Source organism: Synechococcus sp. HK05, from assembly GCF_019104765.1.
Lineage (GTDB): Bacteria > Cyanobacteriota > Cyanobacteriia > PCC-6307 > Cyanobiaceae > Vulcanococcus.
On the sequence record NZ_JAHRXJ010000001.1, the window covers coordinates 24475 to 35725 of the forward strand.

General features: G+C 68.5%; 18 protein-coding genes. 11 read left to right on the forward strand and 7 right to left on the reverse strand.

What is annotated here, in order from left to right:
* The first annotated feature begins 13 nt into the window (after positions 1–13).
* Entirely contained in the window at positions 14–166 is a 153-nt protein-coding gene (locus tag KUL97_RS00100; RefSeq protein WP_010311038.1) for a chlorophyll a/b-binding protein, read from the forward strand.
* Complete coding sequence (gene rlmN / locus KUL97_RS00105; protein WP_368656041.1) at positions 163–1242, forward strand: 23S rRNA (adenine(2503)-C(2))-methyltransferase RlmN; 1080 nt, start codon at positions 163–165, stop codon at positions 1240–1242. Before KUL97_RS00100 ends, rlmN begins: the two co-directional genes overlap by 4 nt.
* Here rlmN and KUL97_RS00110 read toward each other — a convergent pair.
* Positions 1239–2528 carry an MFS transporter gene (locus KUL97_RS00110; protein ID WP_217794615.1) on the reverse strand — a complete coding sequence of 430 codons (1290 nt, stop codon included), beginning with the start codon at positions 2526–2528 and terminating at the stop codon, positions 1239–1241. The genes rlmN and KUL97_RS00110 overlap by 4 nt on opposite strands.
* 75 nt (positions 2529–2603) lie before the next feature.
* On the opposite strand from KUL97_RS00110, the gene KUL97_RS13800 reads away from it, so the two are divergent.
* Genes KUL97_RS13800 through KUL97_RS00135 form a run of 6 tightly spaced genes read left to right on the forward strand, consistent with a single transcriptional unit; the run spans position 2604 to position 5820 of the window.
* Entirely contained in the window at positions 2604–2729 is a 126-nt protein-coding gene (locus KUL97_RS13800; protein ID WP_010311027.1) for a hypothetical protein, read from the forward strand.
* 37 nt (positions 2730–2766) lie between these two features.
* Entirely contained in the window at positions 2767–3567 is an 801-nt protein-coding gene (locus KUL97_RS00115) for a HEAT repeat domain-containing protein (protein WP_217794617.1), read from the forward strand.
* A gap of 60 nt (positions 3568–3627) precedes the next feature.
* Positions 3628–3846, forward strand: coding sequence for a DUF2997 domain-containing protein (locus tag KUL97_RS00120; protein WP_217794619.1), 219 nt, complete (start codon positions 3628–3630; stop codon positions 3844–3846).
* Entirely contained in the window at positions 3846–4235 is a 390-nt protein-coding gene (locus tag KUL97_RS00125) for a DUF1257 domain-containing protein (RefSeq protein ID WP_217794621.1), read from the forward strand. Before KUL97_RS00120 ends, KUL97_RS00125 begins: the two co-directional genes overlap by 1 nt.
* Complete coding sequence (locus tag KUL97_RS00130) at positions 4232–4624, forward strand: ferredoxin (protein ID WP_217794623.1); 393 nt, start codon at positions 4232–4234, stop codon at positions 4622–4624. The genes KUL97_RS00125 and KUL97_RS00130 overlap by 4 nt, the downstream gene beginning before the upstream one ends.
* Positions 4624–5820 (forward strand): aldo/keto reductase, encoded by a 1197-nt coding sequence (locus KUL97_RS00135; RefSeq protein WP_217794625.1) that lies wholly within the window; start codon positions 4624–4626, stop codon positions 5818–5820. Before KUL97_RS00130 ends, KUL97_RS00135 begins: the two co-directional genes overlap by 1 nt.
* A gap of 7 nt (positions 5821–5827) precedes the next feature.
* Here KUL97_RS00135 and rsmG read toward each other — a convergent pair whose 3' ends face one another.
* Positions 5828–6577, reverse strand: a complete 750-nt coding sequence (rsmG, locus tag KUL97_RS00140) for a 16S rRNA (guanine(527)-N(7))-methyltransferase RsmG (protein WP_217794627.1) — start codon at positions 6575–6577, stop codon at positions 5828–5830.
* Between the two features lie 58 nt (positions 6578–6635).
* Between rsmG and KUL97_RS00145 the strand changes: the two genes are divergently transcribed.
* The 3 genes from KUL97_RS00145 to KUL97_RS00155 are packed head-to-tail and all read left to right on the forward strand — an operon-like array spanning position 6636 to position 7695.
* The gene (locus tag KUL97_RS00145) at positions 6636–7145 is read left to right on the forward strand and encodes a J domain-containing protein (RefSeq protein ID WP_217794629.1); all 510 of its coding nucleotides are present in this window, start codon (positions 6636–6638) and stop codon (positions 7143–7145) included.
* Positions 7087–7353: a DUF3143 domain-containing protein gene (locus KUL97_RS00150; protein WP_217794631.1), complete on the forward strand. Its 267-nt coding sequence runs from the start codon at positions 7087–7089 to the stop codon at positions 7351–7353. Before KUL97_RS00145 ends, KUL97_RS00150 begins: the two co-directional genes overlap by 59 nt.
* A 60-nt stretch (positions 7354–7413) precedes the next feature.
* Positions 7414–7695 (forward strand): hypothetical protein, encoded by a 282-nt coding sequence (locus tag KUL97_RS00155; protein WP_217794633.1) that lies wholly within the window; start codon positions 7414–7416, stop codon positions 7693–7695.
* A gap of 20 nt (positions 7696–7715) precedes the next feature.
* Here the strand turns inward: KUL97_RS00155 and KUL97_RS00160 are convergent, their stop codons facing one another.
* Genes KUL97_RS00160 through KUL97_RS00180 form a run of 5 tightly spaced genes read right to left on the reverse strand, consistent with a single transcriptional unit; the run spans position 7716 to position 11249 of the window.
* Positions 7716–7880: a hypothetical protein gene (locus KUL97_RS00160; protein WP_217794635.1), complete on the reverse strand. Its 165-nt coding sequence runs from the start codon at positions 7878–7880 to the stop codon at positions 7716–7718.
* 13 nt (positions 7881–7893) lie between these two features.
* Positions 7894–8547, reverse strand: a complete 654-nt coding sequence (bioD, locus tag KUL97_RS00165) for a dethiobiotin synthase (RefSeq protein ID WP_217794637.1) — start codon at positions 8545–8547, stop codon at positions 7894–7896.
* Positions 8544–9314 (reverse strand): SAM-dependent methyltransferase, encoded by a 771-nt coding sequence (locus tag KUL97_RS00170; protein WP_217794639.1) that lies wholly within the window; start codon positions 9312–9314, stop codon positions 8544–8546. Before KUL97_RS00170 ends, bioD begins: the two co-directional genes overlap by 4 nt.
* Positions 9301–10008 carry an alpha/beta fold hydrolase gene (locus tag KUL97_RS00175; protein WP_217794641.1) on the reverse strand — a complete coding sequence of 236 codons (708 nt, stop codon included), beginning with the start codon at positions 10006–10008 and terminating at the stop codon, positions 9301–9303. The genes KUL97_RS00170 and KUL97_RS00175 overlap by 14 nt, the downstream gene beginning before the upstream one ends.
* Positions 10005–11249 (reverse strand): aminotransferase class I/II-fold pyridoxal phosphate-dependent enzyme, encoded by a 1245-nt coding sequence (locus KUL97_RS00180; protein WP_217794643.1) that lies wholly within the window; start codon positions 11247–11249, stop codon positions 10005–10007. The genes KUL97_RS00175 and KUL97_RS00180 overlap by 4 nt, the downstream gene beginning before the upstream one ends.
* Positions 11250–11251 lie beyond the last annotated feature (2 nt).

Below are 11251 nucleotides of genomic sequence, written 5' to 3' on the forward strand. Positions count from 1 at the left end.
CTCAGCTCCGGCCATGATTCAGCCCACGCTCGTGCCCCAGCGGCGTCTGCCCCGCTACGGCTTCCACACCCATACCGAGCGGCTCAATGGCCGGATGGCGATGCTCGGCTTCATTGCCCTGTTGGTGGTGGAAGCCCAGCTGGGCCATGGCTTGTTGATCTGGTGAGCCAGCCCCTGCTGGGCATGGGGCTTCCGGCCCTCGAGGCCTGGGCGAAGCAGCACGGTCAGGCCGCCTTTCGCGGCCGGCAACTGCACGATTGGCTCTACGCCAAAGGTGCACGCCAGCTGGCCGATGTGTCGGTGCTGCCCAAGGGCTTTCGCGAGCAGATGGCGGGTCAGCCGCCGGACGGTTCGCTCGATTGGATGGGCCGCTCCCGCGAGCTGCACCGCAGCGTCGCTCGCGATGGCACCACCAAGCTGTTGCTCGGCACCCACGATGGGCTGAGCATCGAAACCGTGGGGATTCCCGCCGAAGGCCGGCTCACGGTGTGCGTGAGCTCGCAAGTGGGGTGTCCCATGGCCTGCCGCTTCTGCGCCACCGGCAAGGGCGGGCTGCAGCGCTCGTTGGCGGTGCACGAGATCGTGGATCAGGTGCTGAGCGTGCGCGAGGTGATGGAGCAGCGCCCGAGCCACGTGGTGTTTATGGGCATGGGTGAACCGCTGCTCAACATCGAAGCGGTGCTCGATGCCATCCAGTGCCTCTGCACCGACCTGGGCATGGCGCAGCGCCAGATCACCGTGAGCACCGTGGGGGTGCCGCGCACCCTGCCGCGTTTGGCGGAGTTGGCCCTCGAGCGGCTCGGCCGGGCCCAGTTCACCCTGGCCGTGAGCCTGCATGCCCCCGATCAGCGCCTGCGTGAGGAGCTGATCCCCACGGCCCATGCCTATCCGATTGAGGCCTTGCTGGATGATTGCCGCCGCTATGTGGCGATCACCGGCCGTCGGGTGAGCTTCGAATACATCCTGCTCGGCGGCCTCAACGACCAACCCCGCCATGCGGCGGCCCTGGCGCAGCTGCTGCGCGGCTTCCAGAGCCATGTGAACCTGATTCCTTACAACCCGATTGAGGAAGAGGAGTTTCAACGCCCCACCCCCGCGGCTGTGGATGGATTCCGCCGGGCCCTGCAGGAGCGGCATGTGGCCGTGAGTGTGCGCGCCAGCCGCGGCCTTGATGCTGATGCGGCCTGCGGTCAGCTGCGGCGCCGCCTGGAAGGCAGCCTGGAGCCGGTGCTGGCCCGTTAGGTGGCGTCGCGGCTGGGGTCGAACGCGCCCTGGGCTTCCTGTTCACCCCACGGTGCGATCCGCCAGAGCAACAGAAAAGCCGGCAGTGCGGCCACCACGGTGAACAGGAAAAAGCCAGGCCAGCCGGCTCGCTCGGCCACCACACCGGCGGGAGCTGCCAGGATCGAGCGGCTCATGGCGTAGATGCCCGAGAGCAGGGCGTATTGGGTGGCCGAGAAGCGGGGGTTGCAGAGGCTCATCAGCAAGGCCACGAACACCGCGCCCACCATTCCGCTGCTGATGTTCTCCAGGCTCACGGCCGTGATCAGGCCCCTGACGCCGCCGCCGAAGCGGGCCAGGGCCCAATAGCTGAGGTTGCCGATCACACCGCTCACGGCAAAGAGCCACAGGGAGCGGTTCATCCCCAGCCAGGCAAACAGGCTGCCGCCGATCACGGTGCCCAGCATGGTGGCGCCGATCGCCCAGCCCCCCTGCACGAGGCCGATATCGGCTTCGCTAAATCCCTGCAGCTTCAAAAACGGGATAGCCATGGCATTGAGCAGGCCATCTGGCCAGCGGTAGAGCAACACCAAAAGCAGCAGTTGCCAGGTGCGGTTGGGACCGGCTCGATGCACAAACTCCCGTGCGGGTCCCAGGACCGCCTGGCGCAGGCTGGTCACCGCGTGCTCCACGGGCGGCAGCTTGGGCGCGGTGAGCGTGAAGGGCACCATTGCTGCCACCAGGGCTGCAGCGCTCAGGAACGCGGCGGGCCATCCGAAGCGATCGGCCAGCAAAAAACCACCGGCCCCCACGCCCAGCATGGCGGCGCGGTAACCGAGGGCTGCGGCGGCTGCCCCGGCTCCGCGTTCCGCCTCCGGCAATAGATCCGTGCGATAGGCATCCACGGCGATGTCTTGGGTGGCGCTGCACATGGCCAGAACCAGGGCGGCTAGCCCCACCGCGGTGAGCTGGGCTGGGTCGCTGCTCGGGTGCAACAGGGCCATGGCGGCGATCACCCCCACCAACAGCAGTTGCATCAGCAGCAGCCAGCCCCGCCGCCGGTCGGGCCAGGGGATCGGCCAGCGATCTAGCAGGGGAGCCCAGAACAATTTGAGTGTGTAGGGCAGCTCCGCAAGAGGAATCAGGCCGATCAGGGCGAGCGGCACGCCGCTGGCGGCCAGCCAGCCCTGTAGCAGCCGGCTGCCCACCATCAGCGGCGCGCCGCTGGCCACCCCTTCGGCGCTCACGGCGATCAGCCGCCGCAGGGTGCCGCTGGAGCGAACGGTGGCCGGATCCGGCGTAGCCATGCGGCGTTCTGCAGATGGGCGGCACCTTAGGGGTGGCTTCGAGACAGGAGAATGGCTGCACTGAGGCCTTGATCTGTGCAGTTCCTGCGTTCCACCCTGTTGCCAGCCGCGATCGTGCTGCTGTTTGGCCTGGCCCTGTTTGCCGTGAGTGCGCGCATCTGGTTGCCGGGCGACATGGTCGCCCCAGCCCCCATCAGCTGAACCGATCAGGTCATGCCGGGCCCTTACGATCCCCGGCATGACTGGTCCGTTCCCCGAGTTTTCGCAGAGTCCAGCCGACCTGGCGCTGGACCCGGAACTGCTCGCGCGTGAACTGGCAGAAGAGCTGCTGGGCGATCCGCTCGATGAGCTTGAAGACCCCGCGCTAGCCCTGGCGGATGTGGCCGCCGAGTGTGACCTGGGCCTGGAACTGCTCCGCGGCAGCCACGATGAACGGATGCAGGGGCTGCGCATCTTTTGTGAGCACCGCGATCCCCGGGCGCCTGCGTTGCTCGTGCCCTTGCTGGAGGCAAGCTGCCCGATCCTGCGCATGAGTGCGGTGTATGCCCTGGGCCGCAACCCCGATCTGCAGGCTGTCAGTCCGCTCCTTGCCCTGCTGCAGAACGACAGCAATGGCTACGTGCGCAAAGCGGTGGCCTGGAGCCTCAGCAGCTATCCGGACGCGCCGGTGATGAATCCGCTGATCCGCGCCCTGCAGAGCGATATCGCGGCGGTCCGCCTTTGGGCCGCGAGTTCCCTGGCAGATGCTGGTTCCACGGGGCTGGCGAAAGCGGACCAGGCGGCTGGCCAGTTGCTCCAGGCCCTGCGGATCGATAGCGAAGCGGCGGTGCGCAGCAACAGCGCCTGGTCGCTGGGGCGGCTCTATGGCGATCTGGTGGAGCCGCGTCAGCTGGAAGTGGTGGAGTCGCTTCTCGGTGCCATGCTCCACGACGCGGATCTCGCCGTGCGCGATGAAGCCCGCCTCGCCCTTGAGCAACTGGAGGATCCTTTGGTGCTTGAGCGCTTGCAGACCCTGGTGAACGAAGGACTGCTGAGCTGAGGCTCCGCCAGAATCTGAGCAACGCGGCTAGCATCCGCAGACCCACGCCCCTGCCCGGGAATGGCTCAGCACACCATCCGCTTTCGGATCCGACCTGATGGTCGGGTGGAGGAGCTGGTGGAAGGCATTTCGGGCAGGGGCTGCGAGCAGCTCACCGAGGGCATCGAAGCCCGGCTTGGCAGCGTGCAGCAGCGCCAGGCCACCTCGGAGGCCTTTCAGGCTTCCCAGGCTGCGGTAACGCCCGAGCAGACCCAGACCCTTCCCTCATCGGTCTCCTGATGTCGCACTTCAGCACCGTTAAAACGGAACTGCGTGATCGCGCCGCCCTGATCGACGCGCTGCGTGATCTCGGCCACGACCCCAGCGAAGGTGAGCGTGCCGTGCGCGGCTATCGCGGCCAGACCGTGCAGGCCGATCTGGCCGTGCTCGGGGAAGAGGGTGGTGACATCGGCTTCCGCTGGAGCGAAGCCAACGGCAGCTATGAGCTCGTGACCGATCTTGATCTCTGGCGTCAGCCCATCCCGGTGGAGCGCTTCCTGGCGAAGCTCACCCAGCGTTATGCCCTGCGCAGCATCTTGGCGGCCTCCAGCGCCGAAGGCTTCCAGGTGAGCGAACAGCGCCAAACGGCGGATGGTTCGATTGAGCTGGTGGTGACCCGCTGGGAGTGAGCGTCGATCCTGCGGTTGCGTTTGCGGCCGCTTCGGCGCCGGCGGCCCTGGTCACGGGCCGTGAGCCCGTGCTCGGTGGCGCGCTGCGTCAGAAAGCCGTTTGGGTGGATGAAGCGGTGTGCATTGGCTGCCGCTACTGCACCCACGTGGCAGCCAACACCTTCCTGGTGGAGGAAGACTGGGGCCGGTCCCGGGCCATCCGCCAGGACGGCGACAGCACCGAACGGATCCAGGAGGCGATCGACACCTGTCCGGTGGATTGCATCCATTGGGTGAGCTACGAAGACTTGCCCGCCCTGGAAGAGCAGACCTTGCATCAGGAGCTCCAACCCCTGGGGCTGCCTACCCCGGCCCGGCCCCGCCGCACCCTGCCTCGCGCCCCATCCTGATGCTGCCGGTTCGTCGCTTTGGCCGCACCGAGCTGCCGATGCCCGTGTTGTCGCTCGGTGGGATGCGCTTTCAGCAGAGCTGGAACGATCTGCCGGCCGATCAGATCAGCGCGGAGAGCCAGGACAACCTGCGGGTCACCCTCGAGGCGGCGGTGGCCGCGGGCTTCCGGCATGTGGAAACCGCGCGCCATTACGGCAGCTCTGAGCGGCAGCTGGGCTGGTTGCTGCCCCAGGTGCCGGACCCCGGCCGGATTCTCCAGACCAAAGTGCCGCCCCAGGCCGACCCAGCGGCCTTTGAGGCCGAGCTGCGCCGCAGTTTCGAGCGGCTGGCGGTGCCGCGGGTCGACCTGCTTGCCATTCATGGTCTTAACCGGCCGGAGCACCTGGAGCAAACCCTGAGGCCGGGCGGCTGTTTGGAGGTGGTGCGGCGCTGGCAAGCGGAAGGGCGTGTGGGGTCGGTGGGTTTCTCCACCCATGGCCCCTTGCCGCTGATCCTCGAGGCGATCCACAGCGGCGCTTTCGATTACATCAATCTGCACTGGTATTTCATTCGCCAGGACAACCGCCCGGCGATTGACGCCGCCATTGCCCAGGACATGGGTGTGTTCGTGATCAGCCCCACCGATAAAGGCGGTCACCTGCACACCCCATCGCCGCAGCTGCTGGAGCTTTGTGCGCCGCTGCATCCGATCGTGTTCAACGATCTCTTCTGCCTGAGTGCGCCTGGGATTCACACCATCAGCGTGGGCGCGGCGCGACCGGACGACCTCCAGCTGCATCTCCAGGCCGTGGCGTTGCTGCCCCAGGCCGCTGAGCTTCTGCCCCCGATCGTCGCGCGGCTGGAGCAGGCCCGCCGCGACGCCCTGGGCGACGCGTGGCTCGACAGCTGGCATCAGGGTTTACCCGCCTGGCAGGACACACCTGGCGGGATCAACCTGCCCACCTTGCTCTGGCTCCACAACCTCGTGGAGGCCTGGGGGCTGGAGGGCTATGCGAGGGCCCGCTATGGCTTGCTGGGGGGCGGCGGCCATTGGTTCCCGGGCGCCAATGCTGATGCCCTCGATCACAGCGTGAGCGAAGCGCAGTTGCTGCAGGCCCTGGCGGCCAGCCCCTGGGCGGAGCGAATCCCGCCCCTGCTGCGGGCCTTGCGCCAACGGGTCGGCGGCCAGGCCACCCGCCGATTGATGGCCGAATGATCGCCCCTCAGCTCGCGCTGACGGGTTGGCCGAGGGGGAATTTGCTGGGCATTCCCACGGCGCGTGGGTAGCTCTTGGGGCAGGGGGCGCTGGCGGCCACGAACAGGGCTGTGCGCTGGCCCCGTTCGGCGGGAAGCTCGCGCTGCTCGCAGCGCACGATCTCAGCGCGCAACAGCTGTAGGGCACGTTCCAGCTCGCGCTGATCGGCCTCCCCCCACTGGCCGCGATAGAGCAACGCCTGCCCCGAAGGCTTGAGCAACGGCACCAGGTATTCCGCCACCACCGGCGCTGCCGCCACCGCCCGTGCCATCGCCAGATCGAACTGGCCGCGGCATTGGCCGTGGCGCCCGGTGAGCTCCACCCGTTCGCAGCGCAGCTGCACGCGATCGCTCAAGCCCAGGGCTGCCGCCATGGCCTCAACGGCCTGGGTCTTGCGACCCACCGAATCCACCAGGGTGAGCTGGGCCTGGGGGAAGGCAATGGCGATGGCCAGCCCCGGGAAGCCGCCGCCGGTGCCCACATCGATGCAGCGCAGCGGGGCCTCGGCTTGGTCGTTGAGCAGCTGTTGCAGCGGCCAGAGGCTGTCGAACACCTGGGCGATCCAGAAGTCGTCGCCCTCCACCAAGCGTGTGAGGTTCACGCGGCTGTTCCACTGGCGCAGCTCCTCTTGCAGCTGCTGAAGCTGCTGCAGCTGTTCCGGGCTCGGCTGCCAGCCCAGCTCCTGCCAGAGGGCGGTGTCGGGTGTGGCAGCTGGCATCCCCTTGGGCGGCGTGGTCTCTTGATCTCTAGGATCCCCCACACCCGGTGCCCCGCTGGTGGCAGCTGCCAACCACTACGAGCTGCTGCAGATAGCCCCCGATGCGTCGCAGCAGGAGCTGCGCCAGGCCTTCCGCCGGCTCAGCAAGCGCTACCACCCCGACACCACCGATTTGCCGGCCGAGCAAGCGGAAGAAGCGTTTCGCCATCTGCAGCAGGCTTACCTCACCCTGAGCGATCCCGAGCGGCGCCGGCTGTACGACGTGAGCCTGCGGCCTGTGCCCCAGCCGCTTCAGTCCCTGCGGGTGTCTGTGCCCCAGCCGGTGCCGGTGCGGCGGGCCCTCTCGGGTGGTGAGTGGTTCGCGCTGCTGCTGCTGGGGGTGGCTGTGGTGTTCAGCCTGGTGCTCGGCGTGGGGCTGGCCTGGGCCCGTGGCACCGAGTTGTTGCGGGAGCCCAGCTGGTGGCCGGGCAGCGAGCAGACTGCTCAGACCTTGCCGTCCAGCACCGCGGATGTCGTCTCTGCCGCCCCCCCAGGCGCCGCTGTACAACCATCCGCTGCCGGCGCATGAGCAGTGGCTGCGCGATCTGGGTGCCGTGCAACAAGGGCCCCACTCCTGTCTGTGGGATCTGCGGTTGGGCGGTTGGAGCGCTCAGATTGAGCTGGAGGTGGAGGAGCTGAGCATCCGCTGGCAGTCGGATGAGGCGCCGGTGGAGCGCCACTTCCCTTACGGCTTCAGCCGCGCCGATGTGGAAGCGGCGATTCTCGCCGGACCCTGACGCTCACCTGACAGCAGCGCCGATCGCCGTCAGCATGGGAGCGCACATCAAAGGAGCCTGATGGACAGCAGCTCCCACCGACAGCCGCCGGTGTCGAATCGCTTCCTGCAGCCCGAGCAGCTTGCCGCACCCCACGCCGGGCGTGCCTGGAGCCCCACAGAGGTGTTTGCCGAAGGCCAGTGGCAGAGCGTGCGTGTGCGGCTCGAGGCCAGGGGCTGGAATGCGCTGCAGATCGAGCAAATCCACGATCAGCTGCGGCAGGGCTGGCCCCTGGCTTTGGCTGAAAACAACGTGGCGGTGATCAGTGGTCACTGCCCGATCAAGGCGCGCCGGTTCCACTGACGCCATCTGGCCAGCAAGCCTCAGAGCTTGCGCTTGCACACTTCGCTCTGCTCTTCGGCCTGGGTGGAGAAGGGGCCGCAGCTGAACCAGCGCACCATCGACACTTCAATGTCGGTGAACAGCACCAGGATGCCGGCGCAGAGGGCGGCAACGGCGGCGCTGATTGCAACGTGGGAGCCTTTCATGCACCGGTGTGTGTCATGCCTGGAGCTTATGGGAGAGCTCCAGCTCCTGCCATTGCTGGGCCAGTGTGGTGGCGGTGATGGCGCTCAGCGGCGGCAGGCAGCCGAGGATTGGCACACCGCCCAGTTGGGCCAGGGTGCGCAGGTTGTTGGGATGAGCCGGGCCATTGAGCAGCACGCCCAGCACCGGGATCTGGCGGTGTCGCAGGGCTTCGAGGGATAGCAGCGTGTGGTTGAGGGTGCCCAGCCCGCTGCGGGCCACCAGCAGCACCGGCAGTTGCCAGTGCTGGAGTTGATCGATCTGCAGCCAATCAAGCCGTAGGGGTACCAACAGCCCGCCCGCGGTTTCCACCACCAGGGGGCCGCTCTGGTTTGGCAGCTTCAGACGCTGGGACTCCAACGGGGGGCCTGGCCGGGCGGGATCGCCGCTCTCCAGCTCAGTGGCCCAGTGGGGGGAGACCGGTGCCTGCAGCCGGTAGGCCTCCGGGATGATCCGCGCCTCCGGGAGCCCCAGCCAGCGCTGCACCCGGTCGCGATCGCCTTCGCCGTTCTCGAGGCCGCACTGCACCGGCTTCCAATAGCAGGCCCCCAGGCCTTGCACCAGCAGGGCGCTCACCACGGTTTTCCCCACCTCCGTGTCGGTGCCGCACACCACCAGGCGGTTGCTCATCGTTTCTGTCCCACCAGCACCAGCACCTGCCACACGATGGCGTGCTCAGGTCCTGGCCAGTGGCGGATCAGTTGGCGCAGTTGCCCCGGTTGCAGCCGCTCGGCCGGGCTGGCCTGGGCGCCGATGGCTTTGATCTGATGCAGGAAGGGCCGGACCCCGCGATTGGGGCGGCTGAAGCGCAGCACTTGTTGTTGGTGCAGGAGGAGCTGGCCAGCTGCGGCCGCGATCAGGTCGTTGGCATCCGGAAGCGGGAGGGCGCTGCAGGGCACCCCTGCCCGTTGGGCGGCCTGATGCCAGATCTGAAAACTGCCGCTGCAGGGCACCGCCAGCAGCAGGGCGCCGCCGGGGCGGAGGGCCGCGCACCAGCGGCTCAGCTGCAGCGGGGGCTGCTGCAGCCATTGCAGCGCAAAGCTGGAGGCCAACAGTCCTGCCCCCGTGAGCTCCTGGGGCAGTCCTTGGTTCAGATCCCACAGGCGCTGGTGGGCTGGTAGCGGGGGCTGCTCCTGCTCCAGGAGCGCTGCGCAGGCGTCAAGCCGCAGCAAGGGCGCATCCTTGAGTTGGTGTTCCAGGGCGCGGCTCAAGAGGCCGCTGCCGGCGCCCAGATCGGCCCGGGGCCCCGGGGGCAGTGCTGCCGCCAGGGGCCGGGCTAGTCGGGCCAGCCGATTGGCCACAGCTGTCTGAAGAGTGGCGCTGCGCTGGTAGCTGCTGGCGCCGCGGCTGAAGCAGCGCTCCACCTGAGCGCTGAAGCGGAGCTCAAGGTTGCCCATCGGCAATCCACCCCAGTACCCGCTCCGGCAGCTCTGGATCCAGCAGGCAATGGCCAGCAGGCTCCAGGCTCCATAGCTCCGCCTGCGGCAGCAGCGCCCGCAGGGCGGCGCGGCTGCTGGGCTGCACGATGCGATCGTCGGCAGCTTCCACAATCAACGCCCGGGCTGCGGTGGGATATCCCATTGGCAGACCAGCGGTCAGCTCCAGCAGCTGCAGATCCTCCAGCAGCCGCTGTTGGCCGAGGGCAGTGATCCCCTGCTCCAACGGGCCCATCGGCAGGGCGGAGGGCGGCTGAGGTGCAGCAGCTTCCCGGAAGAAATCGCGCAGCAGGGCCGTGGTGTCGCCCGCCGCGAGGCGTTGGCCCATGACCTGAAGGGCGGCACGGGTGCTGCGCCCGGCCCGGCCCTCGGGCACGAAGGCTGCAAAGCTGGCCAGCCACACGGCGCAGGTGGCCTGCTCCCACACCTGGGGCGGCAGCAGGTGGGGCCCCAGCGAATGGCCGACCACCACCCGCTCCTCAGCCTGGGGCATCCAGCTCGGTTGCTGAGGCGTGAGCTGGCCGTAGCCCCGCTCCGTGGCGCTGAAGGCCCAGCCCCGCGCGGCGGCCCCCTCGGCCCACGGCTGCCAGGCGCGGCTGTCGCCCGCCCAGCCATGGGCCGCGATCAGCTGGGTGGTGGGGGTTGCTGTGCTCATGGTGTGCCCAGGGCCTTGAGCAGCCGCTCCAGGCTGCCGGAGGGAAGGTCGTGGCGCAGCACCAGTCGCAGCCTCGCTGTGCCCGCTGGCACGGTGGGGGGGCGAATCGCCACGCTGAGTAGGCCGGCTTGCTCCAGCTGCTGCTGCAGGGCGAGGGCGCGGCTGTTATCGCCCACGAGCAGGGGCAGGATCGGGCCGCAGCCTGGTGGCCTGGGCCAGCCGGCCGCCTCCAGGCGATCGCGCCAGCGCTCAGCCCGTTCGAGGAGTTGGCTGGCCCGTTCGGGCTGCTGCTGCATGTGCGTGAGCGCCGCCGCTGCCGCCGCCGCCAGGGGTGGGGCCAGAGCGGTTGTGTAGCGGTAGGGCCCGGAGTGCTGCAGCAGCCATTCCCCCACCAGGGCATCGCCCGCCAGAAAGGCGCCGCCGCTGCCGAAGGCTTTGCCGAAGGTGCCGCTGATCAGGCTGACGCCGCTGCATCCGTGGCCGAGGCCGCGGCCACCGGGGCCCAGCACTCCCAGGGCGTGGGCTTCATCGAGGAGCAGGGCAGCGCCGTAGTGCTCGCACAAGGCACTCAGGCCTGCCATCTCAGGCGAGGTGCCCTCCATCGAGAACAGGCTCTCGCTGATCACCAGCAATCGCCGCTGGGGCTGATCAGCCCGCGCCTGCTGCAGGCGGCACTCGAGATCAGACAGCTGGTTGTGGGCAAAGCGCTGCAGCCGCGCGCCGCTGGCGCGAATGCCCACCAGCAGCGAGTGATGAATCAGTCGATCGGCCAGCACCAGCGTGTGGCGATCGGCCAGGGCCAACACCGCCGCCAGGTTGGCCTGAAAACCGCTGGGAAACAGCAGCACCCGCTCGCGTCCCAACCAGGCCGCCAATGCTGCTTCCAACTGGTCATGCCCGCCGCGCCCGCCGCTCACCAGCCGTGAGGCCCCGGCGCCCACGCCCTCGCGCTGCATCGCTTGGCCAGCGGCCTTCAGCAGGGCGGGGTGCGACGCCAGCCCCAGGTAGTCGTTGCTGGCTAGATCCAGCAGCGGCTGGCTGCCGGGGGCTGTGCTCTGCAGGCCAGCGGTTCCGGCTGGCTCCCAGCTGCGCGGTTGGCGGCGCCGGTCGGCGGGCAGCTGATCCAGGGCTTCCGCCAGGGGCGCACGCCATGAAAGGTCGGAGCCAGTTGCATGAGCCTGGACCAAGCCCGTTGCTGCGCTGGGGTGTGCCCTCAGTCTGCCCGCTGAACGGGTGCCCATAG